This window comes from Citrobacter werkmanii (genome assembly GCF_008693645.1).
GTDB classification, from domain to species: domain Bacteria; phylum Pseudomonadota; class Gammaproteobacteria; order Enterobacterales; family Enterobacteriaceae; genus Citrobacter; species Citrobacter werkmanii.
The window spans coordinates 3,855,731-3,875,747 of record NZ_CP044101.1; the positions used below are offsets into that span (position 1 = coordinate 3,855,731).

The window sequence follows — 20,017 nt, forward strand, 5'->3', positions numbered from 1 at the left end:
CTGGCCTTTATTTTTTAGTTATTGAAAGTCGCACAATACATTCATAGTAATTATAGATTCCATTGCTGAATCGTTCAGTTAAAAATACGAACCCCAGCCTGCAGGCAAGCAGTAGTCCAATAAAATAAAACTTCAAGTACTCCCGCGCGCTATTTTTCATCTTTCAAAATAGCATTATTATTACTGTTGTTTATTATTAACAATAAATAACAAAAACAACAATTACAGCAACTTATAAATAAAACCTATTTATCGAAACGTTTAACTCATTTCGATGCAAAATATCACCATATGTTTTTAATATCTGGACATTGCAGAAAGTTTTCTTTCTGACTATATCATCTAATACGAAAGAACTATTTTGGTGCTCAGACTACGACTTAATTTTTTCAGAAACTGATACCAGTAAATCTTATCCATGAAATTACATGTGTAAGTTCATCATTATGATGAACGAGGCACCTGTCTGCTCATTTTCCCGGCACGCCGTTGCGGATTAATACTCCCGACCTGCCATCAGGAGTGAACATATGCGTCTACTCGCCGTTGTATCGAAGTTGACTGGTGTTTCTACCAATGTTGAAGCCTCTGAAATTACACTCAACTCACCTTCTATTGTGAAACTGTCCGTTTCACGTGAGGAGGTCAGCCAGTTGACTCGTGTTAATCAGGATCTGGTTGTCACACTCCGTTCAAGTGAAACCATCACCATTAAAAATTTTTACGTCGGAAAAGGTGATGCGCAAAACCAGCTCGTTCTGGAAGACAGCAATGGCGCGCTATGGTGGGTTCAGGATACGGATGGTGCTTTCCATTTTCAGCACCTGGACGATCTCACGCCGCTGATGACGGCCGAAGGCAGTCATGACGGAGGCGCAATCTGGCCCTGGGTCCTTGGCGGGGTTGCGGTCGCTGGCGGAATTGGCCTCGCTGCAGGAGGTGGCGGTGGTGGCGGCGGCGGGAGCGGCGGGAGCGGCGGGAGCGATAATAATGCCGGAAACGGTAATGGTAGCGGCGGCAACGGTAATGCCGGAAACGGCAATGGTAACGGCGGCAGCGGTAGTGGCGATGGCGATAACGGCGCGCCGCCAACAACAACCCCCAATATGCCAGACATGCCCGTCATCACCAGCGTAATTGACGACCAGGAGCTTATTACCGGCCTTGTCAATCAACAGGAGTCCACCAACGATAATACGCCTGAACTCCAGGGTACCGGCCCGGCAAATGCCACATTACATATTTTTGATAACGGCGTCGAAATAGGCCAGGTTACTATCGATGCCAACGGCCACTGGTCGTTTACCCCCTCATCCCCTCTTGCAGACGGCACTCACCAGTTTACCGTCAGCGCGTCAAATAATGCGGGTAGTAGTGGGATGTCAGACAGTTGGGTGATTATTGTCGATACGCTTGCCCCTGATACCCCCGTGGTTACTCAGGAAATCGACAATGTCGGTTCCATTACCGGTCTTATCGCCAATGACGGCGAAACCGACGATGCCACGCCAACTCTCACTGGTACTGGCGAAGCAGGGAGTACCATCAGCATCTATGACAATGGCATCCTGATTGGTATGGAGCCAGTAGATGACAATGGTAACTGGACCTTTACGCCTGATACGCCCCTCAGCGACGGCGTTCACAATCTGACGCTGACGCAAACTGACGCCGCAGGTAACGTGAGCGCGGAAACGAGCCTGCCGACATTTACCGTTGATACGACCGCGCCTGCAGGCGCGGTGATTTCCGCAGTAAACCTCGAAGGCACCACGGTAACGGGTAGAGCGGAAGCAGGAAGTCTGGTCACTATCATTGGTAGTAATAGCCAGGTTTTAGGGGCAATAACGGTCGATCAAACCGGCAATTTCGTCATCGCGATTTCCCCCTCACAGACGCACGGCGAAGCGTTGCTCGCGAAGATTCAGGATAAGGCGGGCAACATCGGGCCAGATACCCCATTTTATGCCACAAATTCCGGCTATCCGGGCGTACCCGTTATCGTCAGCGTTATGGATGATGCCGCACCGTCAATCGGGTTATTGAGCAACAATCAGGCCACCAACGATCAAACGCCAACGCTCTCTGGCACTGCGGACGCTAACAGCACCGTTAACATTTATAACAATGGTACGATTATCGAAAGCGTGGTTGCCGACGCCAATGGCAACTGGAGCTGGACATCCGCTACGCCGTTGCCGGAAGGGCCGCACGCTTTCAGCGCCACGGCAACAAACCAGCTAGGGACAGGCGGTATGTCGCCAACATTTAATATTAGTATCGACATACAGCCGCCGTCGCCACCAGACGATCTCAGCGTCTCCGCAGACGGCAGCGTTGTCACCGGGACGGCCGAACCGGGCAATACTGTCGTTATCACCGACAGTAATAACACTCCGATCGGCAGCGGCGTCGCCGGAGAAGATGGATCATTTACCATCCCCATTACCCCGCCACAGACCAATGGCGAAACGATTACCGCCATCGCGACCGATCCGGCAGGCAACCCAAGCCAGCCAGAAACCACGCTCGCGCCAGATATCACGGCTCCGCAGCCGCCTGCTAACCTGATAATTAATCCTACGGGCGATCAGGTTACCGGCACCGCAGAACCCAACAGTACGGTACATATTCTGGATCCAGATGGCGCAATCATTGGAACAGCAACTGCTGGCCCGAGCGGAGATTTCACCGCCACGCTGGTTCCGCCGCAGACTAACGGTGAACGCCTTAACGCGAATGCAACGGATGCAGCAGGCAATACCAGCGGTAACACTCCGATTACCGCACCAGATACCACAGCACCTGATGCGCCAACCGGCGTCATCGTCGCCGGGGACGGCGGTTCTGTAAGCGGACATGCCGAAGCGGGAAGCACCGTCACTGTCAAAGACAGCAACGGCAATCAGATTGGTGTTGGTCAGGCTGACAACGGTGGCAACTTCACCGTGTCGATTACACCGTCGCAAATGAACGGCGAAACGGTAAAAGTCACCGCAACTGACAGCAATAATAACGAAAGTCTGCCAACCTCGGCGCTGGCACCGGATATCACCGCACCAAACCAGCCGATTATCGTTGCCGTGACGGATGATGTTGCGGATGTCATCGGCCCCATCAGTAACAACGGCTTAACTAACGACGATAAACCTAAACTCGAAGGCACTGCCGAGGCCGGAGCTCAGGTTAAAATTTACGATAACGGCGAACTGTTAACGACCGTCACCGCTGATCTCAACGGTAACTGGAACTACACGCCCACAACAGCGTTGACCCAGGGCGCGCACATATTTACGGTGACGGCAACCGATGCCGCCAGCAATACCAGTAGCGCCGCAAGCTGGAAAATAATTGTCGATAGTCTCGCTCCAACCGTCCCCGTGATTACGCTGATTAACGATGATGTCGGCAGCATCACAGGTAGCGTCGCGAACAACGGTTGGGTCACCAACGATAATACGCCAACCATATCAGGCACCGGTGAACCCGGTTCTTTGGTGAGCCTGTACGATGGCAGTTTGCTGATGACAGTCATGCTTGTCGATAGCACGGGAACCTGGAGTTATACCGTTCCAGCAAATCAGGCGCTCAGCGACCGCATCCACCAGTTTACAGTCTCTGCTACGGATGCCGCTGGTAACGTCGTCACCTCCTCCACCGTGGTCAGCGTTACCGTAGATACCCAACCGCCAGGCAATCCTGTCATTTTGACTGCCACCGACGACGTCGGGAATGCGCCGATTGATCTGTCCACCGGTAGCCGCTCAAACGATACTTTGCCGCTGCTGAAAGGGACCGGGACAGCCGGTTCTACCATCACCCTCTATGATGGCGCCACGTCGATTGGTAGCACAACGGTATTACCTGATGGCACCTGGAGTATTCAACTCAGCCAGCCGCTCAGTGAAGGTCCACATAGTTTGTCAGCAATTGCGACAGACGTTGCAGGCAACGCCAGTAACCCAGGTAATTTCACGCTGACCATTGATACCACCCCACCGCCAGCCCCGGTTATCAGCTCAGCAGAAGGTCTGATTGGCACAACCCTACAAACGTTGAGCAACGGTGGCAGTACCAAGAGCACGACCCCCGAACTGTCCGGAACCGGCGAACCAGGCGCGACGATTACCCTTTACGATAACAACGTTTTTCTTGGTACCACCACCGTTCAGCCAAATGGAAGCTGGACATATACGCCGACAGGTCCACTGCCGGACGGTCCGCACAAATTTACGGCGACGGCGACCGATGTGGCTGGCAACACGGGGATCCCGTCAGCAGGCTTTACGCTGACGGTAGATAACCTGCCGCCAGCAAAACCAGAGCCGCCAACCATAACGGATGACGTCAACCCGATGACCGGCATCATCACTAACGGCATCACTAACGATACCACGCCAACCTTTAGCGGCACGGGCAACCCTGGCGATCTTATTTCTATCTACCTTGATGGCAACACTTCACCGCTGGGTACCGCGACCGTTGGCGCAGATGGCTCCTGGAGCTTTACGCCCACCAGCCCCATTAATCCGGACAATTATCAGGTCACCCTCACCGCAACCGATCCTGCTGGTAACGTCAGCCTACGTTCGGATGCTGTTGCCCTGGGGATTGATACGACACCTTCAGCGCCGCCGGTGATTATCGCCGCTAACGATAATGTCGGCGACGTCCAGGGCGATGTTGCGGCTAACGGCGTGACCGATGACACCACGCCAACCATTCGAGGTACTGGCACCGACGGGGATACTATTACTCTGTATAACGGCGGTACGGTGCTCGGCACAGCAACGGTGGTAGGCGGAACCTGGAGTATTACGCCCGGGACGGCACTGACTAACGGGAGCTACACGCTGATCGCCACCGCAACCGATCCGGCCGGTAACATCAGCGACAGCTCAAACAGCATTTCGTTTACGGTTAACAACACGAAGCTGACCCTACCGCTGGTCACGGATATTCAGGATAACGTCGGCGTCTTTACTGGTTCGCTAACCAGCGGCAGCGTGACGGACGATACAATGCCAACCATTAGCGGGACCGGCACGCCGGGCAGTACGGTGTTAATTTATGACGGCACAACGACACCGATTGCCACGACTATCGTTGCCGCGAACGGCAGTTGGAGTGTCGAAGTTCCTCTTACGCCCAACGCTACTCACACATTGACCTTTGGTGCCCAGGATGGGGCAGGTAACGTACTGGCGGCAGATAATCCGCTAACGTTGATTGTCGATACGCAGCCTCCTGCCATTCCAGTTGTTACCAGCGTAGATCCTGATGGGACGAAAGTAAGCGGCACAGCAGAAATTGGCAGCACGGTAATTATCCGTAGCGGCAACACCGTTCTTGGTCAGGGAGTGGCTGACATTTTAGGGAACTTTACTGTCACGATTTCACCGGCACAAACAACGGGTCAGGCGCTCACCGCTATTGCCCAGGATCCTGCAGGCAATCAGAGCGATCCTGCGCCGTTTAACGCCGCCATCTCCAACGTGCCACATCCCCCGACTCTTGAGATTGTCGATGACATCGCGCCCATCATGGGGGTGATTGGCAACGGTAAAACTACGAACGACACCTTACCGCTGTTGCAAGGAACAGCTACCGCAGGGGCGACTGTTAATATTTATATAGATGGTGTTTTGCAATCCCCCCCGGTGATAGCCGACACCGTTTCTGGTGCATGGAGTTATCAGTTACCCACTGCGTTGACTAACGGCACAACCTATAACTTCACGGTGTCACAAACTGTAGGCGGCATCACCAGCGGTTTATCGCCCAACTACGCCATCACCATCGACACCACCGCTCCGCAGGTGCCAACTATCACCAGCATCATTGACGATGTTGCCCCTGGCACCGGATCGTTGGATAAAGGGCAAATTACCAACGACTCACGCCCGACATTCAACGGAACCGGCGAAGCAGGCGCAACCATCACCCTTTACGATAAGGGCGTTGCTTATGCCACAACCACGGTAAACAGCAACGGTTTCTGGAGCTTTACCCCGACCGATCCTCTGGGAGAAGGCGACCATCTCTTCACCGCTCGCGCAACAGATGCCGCAGGCAACCAGGGAGATCCGTCCAGTGATTTCCGAATCATTGTCGATACCCTGGCGCCGGATGCCCCCTCCATTGTGACGGTCACAGACAACGTTGGTACAACTCAGACCCTGACCTCCGGACAGTTGACCAACGATAATACCCCAACGCTCGCGGGCACCACTGAAGCGGATTCGGTTGTGACCATCCGCGATAATGGCGCAGTGATCGGCACAACCACCAGCGATGAAAACGGCAACTGGAGCTTTACGCCTGCGCCTGCTCTCGGTGAAGGCAGCCACTCACTGACCGCCTCCGTCACGGATGGCGCGGGCAACATCAGCCCGGCCACGCCACCGTTTGTGGTCGTCGTCGACACGCTTCCCCCTGCTGCGCCAGTCATCACCTCGGTGATTGACGATCAACCCGGTAATACGGCGCTAACTAACGGACAGTTGACCAACGATGCGCTGCCAACGCTGAACGGTAAAGGTGAGATCGGCGCCATCATCACGATCCGTGATAATGGTAGCGACTTAGGGACAACTCAGGTGGATGCGTCGGGCAACTGGAGCTTTACGCCAGAAACGCCCCTGGGCCAGGGTCAGCATATTTTCACCGCCGTTGCCACCGATCGGGCAGGAAACACGGGCGGAGTATCATCATCGTTTACGATTGAACTGGACTCTATTGCCCCGTCAATACCGGTCATCAGCACGGTGCAGGACAACACCGCCCCGACAACAGGCCCAATAACAAACGGCCAGACCACGAATGAATCCCGTCCGGCCCTGAGTGGCACCGGTGAAGTTGGCGCGACGATTACTGTCCTGAGCGACGGTCAGCCCATCGGCACTACGACCGTTGGCGCGAACGGTACCTGGAGCCTAACCCCAACGGCTGCACTCAGTAACGGGCCACATACGCTGACCGTCACCGCTACAGACAGTGCGGGTAATACCAGCCCTCCATCCAATGGCTTCGCACTTATCGTCGACACGGTGTTGCCGGGGACGCCAGTCATTACTCAGGTTGCGGATGATGTCGGTCCGGCAACCGGTAATCTGAATAACGGCCAGGCCACAAACGATACACAACCCACACTCAACGGCACAGCTGAAGCCAATTCGACGGTCAAAATTTACGATAACGGAACGTTTATCGGTTCAACCACAGCGGATGGGACGGGCGCCTGGAGCTTCACGCCGCCAGCTCTGGGCAATGGCAACCACGCGCTGACAGCAACCGCGACGGACGCTGCCGGAAACGTCAGCCCAGCGTCCGCTGGATTTAACATCGTTGTTGATACCGTCGCTCCCCTGGCGCCAACCATTATTCAGGCTTTTGATGACGTGCTGCCGGGTACCGGAACGCTGTCGAACGGAGCCTTTACTAACGACACCCGTCCGTTACTCAACGGCTCGGCGGAAGCGGGCGCCCGAGTGGCCATCTACGATAATGGCACGCTGCTGGCGACGGTGACTGCGGCGATAGACGGCACCTGGGAATATCTGCCCGCCACGCTGGGCAACGGTCAGCATGTGTTTACCGCCATTGCCACCGACGCCGCCGGCAACGTCAGCCCGGCGTCGAGTGGATTTACTATTAATGTCGACACGCTTGCGCCAACTACCCCGATACTGGTCTCGGTGGTCGATGACGTCGCAGGCGGCGTGTTCAATGCGGTGCTCAGCAACGGGCAACTCACTAACGATGCGCGCCCAACGCTGAACGGCACCGCTGAAGCAGGCAGCACCGTCAGTATCTATGACGGGAGCACCCTGCTAGGAACGGCACTGGTGCAGAGCAATAACAGTTGGTCGTTTACCCCAACCACGCCGTTGGCGAGTGGATCGCACACCTTTACCGTCACCGCCACCGACGCGGCGGGCAATACCAGCGGCGCGACGGCCGGTTTTAGCGTCGTGGTGGATACTACCGCCCCGACGCTGCCTGCAATCAGCAGCATTATTGATGATGTCGGACCAAACACCGGCGCGATTGGCAATAATCAGCCAACCAATGACGCACGCCCAACGTTAACCGGCACCACCGAAGCCAATGCGCGGATCGATATTTATGATAACGGCATCTTCGTCGTCAGCGTGACGGCGGACGGCAGCGGCAACTGGAGTTACACCCCGCCCACCGAGCTGGCACAAGGTCCTCACTCCTTTACCATCACCGCAACGGACAGTGCAGGTAACACCAGCGGCACATCGGCTCCCGCAGCGATAGTGGTCGATACCGTCGCGCCAGGCATTCCTGGCGGACTTTCAGTAAACGCCACCGGCACGACGCTCACAGGCGTTGCCGAGCCCAACAGCACGGTCATCATTACCTCTAACGGCGGAACGGTGCTCGGTACGGCAACCGCGAACGCCTCCGGTAACTTCACCTTCACGCTGAACCCACCGCAAATCAGTGGGCAAACGCTGTTGGTTAGCGCACAGGATGCCGCGGGCAACATCGGTACAGCAGGCAACGTTCTGGCACCCTTTACCGGCGTACCGCCTGCGCCCGTTATTGCCAGCGTGTTCGATGACGTCGGCTCGGTCACTGGTCTGGTCACTGCTGGCAAAACCACCAATGACACCCTGCCAACGCTCAGCGGAACGGCGCAGGCTAGCGCCGTGGTCCGACTGTATAACAACGGGGTGTTCATGGGCGCCACGACCGCAGATGGCAATGGGCTCTGGAGCTTTACCCCAACCGGCGCGCTCAGCGAAGGTAACCACGCGTTTACCGCCACGGCAACAAATGCCAACGGCACCAGCGGATTGTCCGGTTCGTTCAGCGTGATTGTGGATACCACCCCGCCCTCCGCGCCAACAATACTGATCAGCGCCGATGGCGGAACCGTAAGCGGCGTCGCCGAAGCGGGAAGCACGGTTACTATCTCTCTACCCGGCGGCACCAGCGTGACGGCCATCGCCAACAGCAGCGGTGTCTATAGCGTCAACTTGCCGGTTCGCCAGATTGAAGGTCAATCGCTGTCCGCCACGGCGACCGATGCAGCGGGTAATACATCATCGCCTACAAGCGTTATCGCCCCGGTATTGCCGTTGCTGGCCGAAGACAACATTACCCGTCTGCCGCTACAGACCGATGTGATCGTCAGCACCGAGCATAAAAGCGATTATGGTTTCCTGTTGGTCAACGCGCTGGGTAATGTGGCGAACGTGCTGGGGGACGATACGGCAACCGTCAATTTTAATATCGCCTCTGGCGGCAGCGGATCCATTACGATCAATGCAGCCGCGACCGGCGTGGTCCTGTCACTGCTAAACACGCTGGAGATCGTGATCCAGCGCTTTGACAGTTCGCTGAATGCCTGGGTGACGGTAGTGGATACCGGCCTACCCAACTTTGCCAGCCTTCTCACCTTAGGCGCTTCTGGCGTAACGCTTAATTACAGCGGACTGACGGGGGGTGATTACCGTGTCGTAAGCTATAACACCAACCTGCTGGCAACGGGCTCTTACACCAGCCTTGATGTCGCGGTGGTGAAAAGCAGCGCCGGGACCATCATCGGCGGTACGACGGAATCTGGCAACATCATCACGGATATCGATCCCACCAACGGGCAGGATAACGCGCCGTCTGGCACGCTGGTCACCTCCGTAACCGACGGTAACGGCAACATCGTGAGCGTCCCGGCGGGCGGTATTGATGTGCAGGGGAAATACGGCATCCTGCATATTAATCAGAACGGTAGCTATACCTACACCCTGACCAATACGTCAATTTCAGTGTATGGACGCTCCGAAAGCTTCACCTATACGCTGACGCATGGCGCAGATAGCTCATCGGCAAAACTGGTGGTAACGCTGGGCCAGCCCCCAGCGACCAGTACAGTCACAGCAGCAGATGATATTGCCGCGCTGACTTACGGGACGCAGGTCATTGCGATCGATAATGGAACGTCAAAACAAACCGGCTTCACGCTCGTTAACGTTGGACTGGGTAATGTGCTGGACGTCAGTCTGGTTAACGGCCTGACCAACCCTATCAAATTCAACGTGGATGATGGCGCAACCCGCACGCTGACCGTGCAGGCGAATGTTCTCGGCGTGACGGTGGGCGGTTTTGATCTCTACATTTATCGCTTCAATGAGTCTATTCAACAATATGAACAGTTCCGTGTGAAGCCCAATTGGGTCACCGCGGTGTTAGCCGGCGGCTCTACGGAATACACCATCACGCTGCCTGGCGGAGACTATCTGTTCCTGCTTAACGCTTCCGGCGGTCTGGCTCTGGCAACCACTTATACACTGGACATTAAGACGGATCATACCTACGCCGTAGACAGCCTGAGCGCGTCGACCAACGGAAATCTGTTGGTCAATGACTCGGCTCCGGCCAATACCGTTATTACCGAGGTGAACGGCGTCGCCGTTAACGGGACGGGCATCACAACCATAAACGGGCAGTACGGCACGCTGACTATTGATGCGAAGGGGAACTACACCTACACGTTAAAAAGCGGGCTGGGCGCGGACGGCATCAACACTCCTGACAGCTTCGTGTATAAGGTCCGGGCGCCAAACGGCGACACCGGCAGCGCGTCGCTGAACATTACGGCAACCCCGCAGGCACTGGATGCCGTCAATGACATCAGCCCCCAGATGGCGGTCACCACGCAGGCGGATACATCCCGGTCGTTCACCGATAATAGCGTCGGTAACGCCAGTTGGAACGCCCAACTCTTGTCAGCAACGTCACAAAATGGCACAGGAACTATTGAGGTTGCAGCGGGAACGGCGGTGCAAAACGCCATCCTGCATTTTAACGTCGCTTCAGGTCTGACGCTGGGCGGACTAACCGTCACCTGGACACTGTACGACAGTAATAACGTCAAGGTGACTAATGGCTCGTTCAACGGCGGATTGCTGGTTGGCGGCAATATTGATATTGCCCTGAGCGGGATTGTACTGCATAGCGGTAACTACCGCCTCGACTACACCGGCAGCGTCGGGGCTCTGGGGCTGGGGAATATCACCATCACCCCAAGCGTAAAAGGCACGATAATCGATCTGCAAAACTTCGAAACCTCCGCCGCAAACAGCGTCACGGGCAATATCTATGACGGAGACCATATTGCCAGCGTGCATACCCTGCTGACGGTGAACGGCACTGGCGGTAGCACTGCCACATTGGATCCGCTTGGCAACACGACCAGCGCCATCATTAACGGTCTGTACGGCAAACTGACCATCGGCATAGACGGCCATTACACCTATGCCCTCAACAGCGATGTTTCACTGGCCTCCATCACGACCAAAGAGACGTTCAACTACACCCTCAACGACCAGCAAGGCCATACCGATACCGCCACGCTGACCATCGACATGAATCCGCAGGTCGTGAGCACCGTGGATGCCGATCGTCTGACCGGCAGCGCATACGGCGATACGCTGATTTATCACCTGCTTAATGCCAACAACGCAACCGGAGGGAACAACAGCGACAGTTGGACCAACTTCTCGATGGCCCAGGGCGACAAGATCGATATCCACGAACTGCTGAGCGGATGGAACCATCAGGCTTCTACGCTTGGGAACTACGTACAGGTCACCACCAACGGATCCAACACCGTGATCGCCATCGACCGCGACGGCACGGGGGGAACTTATCAATCCACCAACCTCATCACCCTGGAGAACGTCAACACCACGCTGAATGAACTGCTACAGAACAACCATCTCATCACGGGTGGTTAATCCATAAAGCTCCGGGCGCCATGACGCCCGGAGCAACTGCCGTAACGGTTGTATTTTGAAAGGGATGAGATATGGGAAAAGTCATGCCCGTGGCATTACTGCTGGCATTAACACTGTGTTCCATGCGGGTGAATGCCGAAGATGAGCCGCAAGTTATTACGCCGGAAGGGTTGGCAAACAGCCAGATGCTTCCAAGCCTTGACGGCTCCGTCGCCGATCTGCCGCTAAGCCCTGCCGCCCCCGGTACTCTGACGCTGAACGATGCCGTGAGTCGTGCCGTGAGTTGGCACCCTTCCATTCGTGAATCTATCGGCAAACTGCTCTCACAGAATGAGCAGATAGACGTGGCGAAGTCGAAATATTATCCACAGGTAACTGCCGGAATGAACAACGGCTACAGCAATACTTACACCGACCACGGCTTTAGCCCGGCCCTGGTTATTTCGGTGTCGCAAATGCTGTATGACTTCGGCAAAGTGGCCAGCCAGGTCCGCGCTGAAACCGCAGGATCCGCGCAACAACAGGCTAATGTGTTACTCAGTATTGATACCATCGCCCACGCGACCGCCAACGCGATAGTCCAGGTGCAGACGTGGCAGCAAATGGTGGACGCCGCCGAGGAGCAACTCTCCGCTCTGAACGACATTGGCCGATTGACCCGGCAACGCAATGATGAAGGCGCAACCTCACTATCAGACGTGGTGCAAACCGATGCGCGTATAGAGTCCGCGCGTTCGCAACTGGCGCAGTACCAGGCCAATCTCGACAGCAGCAAGGCAACGCTGATGAGTTTTCTCGGCTGGAACTCGCTCAACGGCATCAGCAATGAATTTCCCGGCAAACTGGACAGCAGTTGTGATGTCGTTAAACCCGACGATAAGCTGGTTCCTGCCGTGCTGGCGGCGTGGGCGCAGGCGAATGTGGCGCAGGCCAATCTCGACTACGCCAACGCGCAAATGACGCCGACTATCTCTCTGGAGCCGTCGGTTCAGCACTATCTCAACGACAAATATCCCAGCCATGAGGTGCTCGACAAAACCCAGTACTCCGCATGGGTTAAAGTTGAAATGCCGCTGTATCAGGGAGGCGGACTTACCGCCAGACGCAACGCCGCCAGTCATGCGGTTGAGTCAGCCCAGTATTCCATTCAACGAACCCGGCTTGAGGTACGGCAGAAATTACTGGAATCCCGCAGCCAGGCGATGAGTCTCGCCACCGCTCTGCAAATTCTGCGACGCCAGCAGCGACTGAGTGAACAAACGCGCGAGCTGTATCAACAGCAGTATCTGGATCTTGGCTCTCGCCCGTTGCTCGATGTGCTTAACGCCGAGCAGGAGGTGTATCAGGCGCGTTTTGCTGAACTCCAGACCCAAAACCAGCTACGCCAGTTACAGCTGAACTGCCTCTACAACACCGGCTCGCTACGCCAGGCATTCGCCTTAAATAACCGCAGCATTCAATCGGTGGAGATACAGCTATGAGCGACGTCGATTCACATGCGGAAGAGGCCATTGGCGAACAGGCCCTGAGCCAGTGGGCGCAGGCGATGACGTATATTGCCAGCCACTATCGCGTTGCCTGCTCCCCCGGCGCAATCCAGGCCAACGCGCCATGGTTTGCAGGAAAAAACCGCACCCTCGCGCTGACGCAACTGGCGCGCCAGGCAGGCCTGTCATTTCACGCACTGGATACCACAAAGCAGGCGTTCAGCCAGTGGCGTTTACCGGTAGTGGCTGAACTGCGCGACGGCCAAATCATGGTGCTAGAACATTTCAACGGTGACGATGCGCTGGATGTTTTTATCATCGCCGAAGAGGGGCAGCGTAACCGGCTGACGGTTGCAGAGCTTGTGCCGGAGATCGTAAGCATTACCGCGCTGCGCCCGCTTTCGGCGCTAAAAGACAGTCGGGTAGACCGCTATATTTCTCGCTTTAAGCCGGACTGGATGCGCGAACTTGTTTTACAGGATATCCGCCCTTACCTGCCGGTGATGGTTGCCGCTTTCCTGATTAACGTTCTGTCGCTCGCCGGGATTATCTTTTCGATGCAGGTCTACGATCGGGTGATTCCGGCCCAGTCGTATCCGACGCTGTATGTTCTCTCAACCGGCGTTCTGGTGGCGGTACTGTTTGGCTTTCTGCTGCGCGAAGCACGTACCCACATTATGGATCTGCTGGGTAAACGCGCCGATATGCGCATTTCCGATCGGGTGTTCAGTCATGCCCTGCGGCTGCGTAATAGCGCCGTACCTCGCTCTACGGGGAGCTTTATTTCTCAACTCCGCGAGCTGGAGCAGGTTCGCGAGATGATCACCTCCTCGACTATGTCGACTATTGTCGATCTGCCTTTTTTCTTTCTGTTTATCGTGGTATTGGCCTGCATTGCCCCGCCGCTGGCATGGATAGCGCCCGTCGCCGCCCTGCTGATGATCCTACCTGGTTTACTGTTACAGAAGAAGCTGGCGGTGCTCGCCAACCAGGCCGCACATGAATCCACCCTGCGCAACGCGGTACTGGTTGAAAGCGTTCAGGGGCTGGAGGACATCAAGCTGATGCAGGCGGAAAACCGCTTTTTACAGCAGTGGAACAGCTACATCCGCATTACCGGAGAGTCCGGACTGCGCACGCGCAAGCTGACTCAGGGGCTGATTGGTTGGGGCATGTCGGTACAAAGCCTGGTCTACGCCGCCATTATTATGTTCGGCGCGCCGATGGTCATTGAAGGCACGATGACCACCGGGGCCGTGGTGGCCGCCTCCATGCTCGGTTCCAGAATGATTGCCCCAATGGCTAACCTGTGCGGCGTGCTGGCCCGCTGGCAGCAGGTCAAAGCAGCGAAGATGGGGTTGGACAGCATCATGCAGCTCCCCACCGAAACGCAGTACGATGAAGATCGGGTACATCAGGAAATTCTTCACGGTCATTATCTCTTTGAAAACGCGCACTTTCGCTACCACAGCGACGATCAGCGCGTGCCGCTGCGTATCTCACGTCTGGAGATCATGCCCGGGGAACGAATAGCGCTCCTCGGTCGTAACGGCGCGGGGAAATCAACGCTGCTGCAGGCCATGGCGGGCGGCGTGGAGATTATTCAGGGCGAGGTCCGACTCGATAACCTGAGCCTGGCGCAAATCGATATGGCCGATTTACGCCGTAACATCGGTTTTCTCAGCCAGAATGCGCGGCTGTTTTTCGGCACCCTGCGTGAGAACCTGACTCTTGGCGCGCCGCATGCCAGCGACGCGCAGATATTCGAAGCGCTGGAGGTCAGCGGCGCAGCGGCTTTCGTTAAACAACTCGCCAAAGGGCTGGCGCATCCGATTATGGAGGGCGGCAACGGTCTGTCCGGTGGACAGCGGCAGTCGATTTTGCTGGCAAGAATGCTGCTGCGCTCGCCCAATATCGTGCTACTCGATGAACCCAGCGCTTCACTCGATGAACATACCGAGCGGGAGTTTATTCAGCGGCTAAACCTCTGGCTGGGCAACCGTACACTGATTGTCGCCACCCATCGCGTGCCGGTTCTGGAGCTGGTCGAGCGCGTGGTGGTATTGAAAGAAGGTCAACTGGTAATGGATGCCCCGAAAGCGCAGGCGTTGAGTGCAAGTCGGGCAGCTGTACCTACTCACGGTCGGGAGTGGAAAAATGAAAACCAATCCGCATGACGCCGCCATGGACGATCTGGATATCCGCCGCGAACACCATTTTTCCGGGGCCAACCGCATTATTCTGCTCAGCACGCTGTTATTTGCCGTGCTGGGTATCTGGGCGTATTTCGGTAAACTTGATGAAGTCTCGACCGGCAGCGGGAAAGTGATCCCCAGCTCACGTGAGCAGGTATTGCAGTCGCTGGATGGCGGGATCCTCGCCGAGCTGACGGTACGCGAGGGCGATAAGGTGCAGGCCAATCAAATCGTAGCGCGCCTCGATCCTACCCGCTCTGAGTCCAACGTTGGGGAAAGCGCCGCCCGCTATCGCGCCTCGTTGGCTTCCAGCGCGCGGCTTAATGCTGAAGTTAACGATCTGCCGCTGACCTTTCCCGATTCACTACGCGCCTGGCCGGATCTCATCGCCTCCGAAACGCGTCTGTATAAAAGCCGCCGCGCGCAGCTTGCTGATTCCATGGCGGAACTGCAGGACGCGCTGGTCTCAGTCAATAAAGAGCTGGCCATTACCCAACGTCTGGAGAAAAGCGGCGCCGCCAGCCATGTGGAAGTGCTGCGCCTGCAACGACAAAAAAGCGATCTGGGATTAAAAATCACTGACCTGCGTTCCCAATACTTTGTGCAGGCGCGTGAAGCGCTGTCTAAAGCCAACGCCGAAGTGGATATGCTGGCGGCCATTTTGAAAGGACGTGAGGATTCCGTCACCCGGTTGACCGTGCGCGCGCCCATGCGCGGCATCGTGAAAAATATCCAGGTCACCACCATTGGCGGGGTTATCCCACCCAATGGCGAAATGATGGAAATCGTGCCAATAGACGATCATCTACTCATTGAAACCCGTCTGTCGCCGCGTGATATCGCATTTATTCACCCAGGCCAACGAGCGCTGGTCAAGATAACCGCTTATGACTACGCCATTTATGGCGGTCTGGAAGGCGTAGTTGAAACCATCTCTCCGGACACTATTCAGGATAAAGTGAAACCGGAAATCTTCTACTACCGCGTGTTTATCCGTACCCATCAGGACTACCTGGAGAACAAACTGGGACGCCAGTTCTCCATCGTACCGGGCATGATTGCCACAGTGGATATAAAAACAGGTGAAAAAACCATCGCCGACTATTTAATCAAACCGTTTAATCGGGCTAAAGAAGCGCTACGCGAGCGGTAAATCCTTGAGGATTAGGGGTTGCGGGGGCTGGTCACGCGTGTCACAAGTCTGTTATACTTGCTCTAACACATTGGGGCTGATTCTGGATTCGACGGGATTCGCGAAACCCAAGGTGCATGCCGAGGGGCGGTTGGCCTCGTAAAAAGCCGCAAAAAAATAGTCGCAAACGACGAAAACTACGCTTTAGCAGCTTAATAACCTGCTCTGAGCCCTCTCTCCCTAGCTTCCGCTCTTAAGACGGGGATCAAAGAGAGGTCAAACCCAAAAGAGATCGCGTGGATGCCCTGCCTGGGGTTGAAGCGTTAAAACTAATCAGGCTAGTCTGGTAGTGGCGTGTCCGTCCGCAGGTGCCAGGCGAATGTAAAGACGAACTAAGCATGTAGTACCGAGGATGTAGGAATTTCGGACGCGGGTTCAACTCCCGCCAGCTCCACCAAACATTCATTCATGATGCATCATGAACCTTAAAAAAGCCTGTAACTTCAACGAGTTGCAGGCTTTTTTGTTGCATGTGTGGTCATGATCTCTGTATGAATCTTGACCTTTTGGCACCATGTTTAGCACCACGGTATCGTGGGGCTAAAAAAGCGTGGTGCTAAAACATGCCTAAGCAACTGAAACCCTTAACAAATGTGGAGATCGCTGGCGCGAAGCCCCGTAGCACGGATTATGAGCTACGGGACGGTGAAGGCCTGTACTTGCTGGTTAAGACTTCAGGGAGGAAGGCCTGGCATTTCGAGTATTATCATCCCGTCACCAAAAAGCGCACCAAAACCAGCCTTGGCCCTTACCCGGTCGTTACACTGGCCATGGCTCGCGAAACTCGCACGAAATACAGACGACTGCTCTGGCAGGGCATCGATCCCCGTCAACACTTAGCAGGAATAGCCGAAGAAAAACGCATCCAGAATGAATGCACGCTGGAAAAAGTTGCGGAACAGTGGCTCAAAGAGAAGAAACGGACCAGCGATCTTAGCGAAGATCACGCCAAAGATGTCTGGCGTTCGCTGGAGATGCACGTCTTCCCTTCTCTGGGTAACACGCCCGTCACTGAGATCCGCCCGAAGATGCTCAAGGAACACCTCACACCGCTGGAAGAACAGGGCATCCTCGAAACGCTGCGGCGAGTCATCTCACGGCTTAATGAAATCTTCCGCTTCGCCATCTCCGAAGAGCTCATCGAGTTCAATCCGGCTGACAACCTGGTCGCCCGCTTCAAGAAACCGAAAAAGCAGAACATGCCCGCCCTTCACCCCAGTGAACTGGGCAGATTAATGCTGGCGCTACAGAACGCCTCTATCCGCAAGGAAACACGCTGCCTTATCGAATGGGAGCTACTGACCTGGGTTCGCCCCGGCGAAGCCGTTAGCGCCCGCTGGTGCGATATCGATATGAAAAAAGCGGAATGGCGTATCCCTGACACCTTTATGAAGATGAACCGTTCGCACACGGTGCCGCTTAGCAAACAAGCGCTGCGCGTTCTTCAGGTTATGGAACCCGTCAGCCGCCATCGTCCGTGGGTCTTCCCCAGCATCCGCAAACCACTGGAGCACATGCACCAGCAGACCGCGAACGCCGCGCTTATCCGCATGGGGTTCGGCGGCGAACTGGTCGCCTACGGTATGCGCAGCATCGCCAGAACGGCGGGAGCAGGTCATTTTCCCCGTGAAGTCCTGGAATCTGCGCTAGCACACCAGAAAGAAGACGAGATCGAAGCGGCCTACAACCGCAGCGACTATCTGGAACAAAGGCGACCGCTGATGCAGTGGTGGGGAAACTACGTTGATGCCGCCAGACGGCAGGTGCTGCTCGGTGCAGAAGAACCGCTGCGGATCGTAGAAGGAGAATAATGTGACCAGTCCCATTCGTCAGAATCTGTTTGAACGGGAATGTGATATGCCGCTGCTGGAAGCGCGGCATCTTGCCCTTCTGCTTCTCGGCCTCGATGCTTCCCAACCGGCAAACGCCCTGCCGGAAGAACATCAGGAAAATTACCGTATCCTGCACGACGCCATCAGCCGCACCATCAAAGCTACAGGCATGGTCAGCGCCCCGGCGAATAAACGTATGTTCTATGCCGATGAGATGTTTGCCCTGGCCTGGCGGCTTATTGATGACGAACTTACGCCGCCAGAAATTAAGGCCCGCAGCCTGAAGGCGGTGATGAAACTGTCACGCAACAGCCGTGGCCGCAAGTGGCTGAAGACGCTCGGTGACGATGCACTGCCGGATCTCACTGCTTCAGCACAACCTTCCCTGCGTGGAATGCATAAGCGCGACAAGGCTCGGGAAAATACTGCCAGGCTCTGCTGGTTACTGGTTCAGCTTCTGGTTGAGGAGACTGACGGGCGTTATGGGACGCCTGATAAACCGGCTTCGGATCGGATACTTCGTAAGCTGAAAACGCTGGTGCAGGAGCGGGAAGTGCCGTCGGATGGGCTTGGACGAGGGACCTTTTATGAGGTGCTTAAGATGGGGCGGGAGAAAAAACTATAGGTGTCTGTAAGGTGTTTAATGAATTGGCAATAGTCACTATTCTGGATAACAAATAAGTTCTTTAGATGTCGTTAAGCAAAGCCAGAATGTATCTGATAGCAATCATCATCTAATAAGCCAAGAGTTTCCCTCTATTGGTATGGGGTATCTTGGTATATACACACCAATCATAAAGATAATAACAATCATATACATTACAAATATGAAATCTGTACTCTAACCTAGCTCGCAACTTTATTTATGCATTAAATTTAGTTTATAACAAAATATATTAAAATGTTCCAAGGTGATGGAATGAATATTTATCAAGAATAAAAAACATTCATTCCATTTATATCAACACAGCTAGCTCAAGGCTGTCTTCACAGCTAAATAATCCCAGTAATAATTTCCCTTATCATAATAGCACATAGCTGTATGAGTACCTGCATTCCTTAATGAATCCGGACACTTAGCTTTATTAACAGACGCAGCATTGTAAAGAACAATTATTTTCAAACCATCTCTTAAAGCTTTATCACATTCATATTCAATATAGCTGCGATGATCTACTGAATTCCCTCTGGCACAATAGCCAGAATAACTATTATAGCTACTGCAATATCGACAACTACCACTTCTAGCAGTTTTAGTATTATTTCCAACAACCAGAACGAATGTTTTAGAAGCATTAAGGCGTGTGGCTAAAGAAGATTTTATGCTGCAGTTCAGACTACTATCCCGAGCCTGAGTTAAGTCATGCGCATCGGTGAAGGATAAACTCCAATAATTACTATCATTCCAAGCATGTAACTGTTGAATTGCTTCTTGATCTCCATCCCATTCACCAGCGATATATGTTTTCGTTCTATACACCATTATATTACAACTCCTTTCTTTGAATTTAACATTTAACATTTAACATTTAACATTTAA

At 54.7% G+C, this 20,017-nt stretch carries 7 protein-coding genes and 1 other RNA gene; 7 read left to right on the forward strand and 1 reads right to left on the reverse strand.

Annotated features, from left to right (window positions below; translation table 11 throughout):
* Nucleotides 1–530 precede the first annotated feature (530 nt).
* The 7 genes from FOB24_RS19170 to FOB24_RS19205 all read left to right on the forward strand — a co-directional run bounded on the left by FOB24_RS19170 (nt 531) and on the right by FOB24_RS19205 (nt 19,102).
* Entirely contained in the window at nt 531–11,771 is an 11,241-nt protein-coding gene (locus FOB24_RS19170; protein WP_150345322.1) for a BapA/Bap/LapF family large adhesin, read from the forward strand.
* 71 nt (nt 11,772–11,842) lie between these two features.
* Nucleotides 11,843–13,252 (forward strand): TolC family outer membrane protein, encoded by a 1,410-nt coding sequence (locus tag FOB24_RS19175; RefSeq protein WP_150345323.1) that lies wholly within the window; start codon nt 11,843–11,845, stop codon nt 13,250–13,252.
* Nucleotides 13,249–15,435, forward strand: a complete 2,187-nt coding sequence (locus tag FOB24_RS19180) for a type I secretion system permease/ATPase (RefSeq protein WP_150345324.1) — start codon at nt 13,249–13,251, stop codon at nt 15,433–15,435. The genes FOB24_RS19175 and FOB24_RS19180 overlap by 4 nt, the downstream gene beginning before the upstream one ends.
* A gap of 7 nt (nt 15,436–15,442) precedes the next feature.
* Nucleotides 15,443–16,606: an HlyD family efflux transporter periplasmic adaptor subunit gene (locus FOB24_RS19185; protein WP_150345587.1), complete on the forward strand. Its 1,164-nt coding sequence runs from the start codon at nt 15,443–15,445 to the stop codon at nt 16,604–16,606.
* Between the two features lie 72 nt (nt 16,607–16,678).
* Nucleotides 16,679–17,042: a transfer-messenger RNA gene (ssrA, locus tag FOB24_RS19190) on the forward strand.
* Nucleotides 17,043–17,208: 166 nt separating this feature from the next.
* On the forward strand, nt 17,209–18,456 hold the full coding sequence (locus tag FOB24_RS19195; protein ID WP_190971843.1) for an integrase domain-containing protein: 1,248 nt from the start codon (nt 17,209–17,211) through the stop codon (nt 18,454–18,456).
* A 1-nt stretch (nt 18,457) separates the two neighbouring features.
* A complete protein-coding gene (locus FOB24_RS19205; protein WP_150345326.1) occupies nt 18,458–19,102 on the forward strand; it encodes a hypothetical protein in 645 nt (214 codons plus the stop codon).
* A 345-nt stretch (nt 19,103–19,447) separates the two neighbouring features.
* Here the strand turns inward: FOB24_RS19205 and FOB24_RS19210 are convergent, their stop codons facing one another.
* Entirely contained in the window at nt 19,448–19,960 is a 513-nt protein-coding gene (locus FOB24_RS19210) for a TIR domain-containing protein (protein WP_150345327.1), read from the reverse strand.
* Nucleotides 19,961–20,017: the final 57 nt, after the last annotated feature.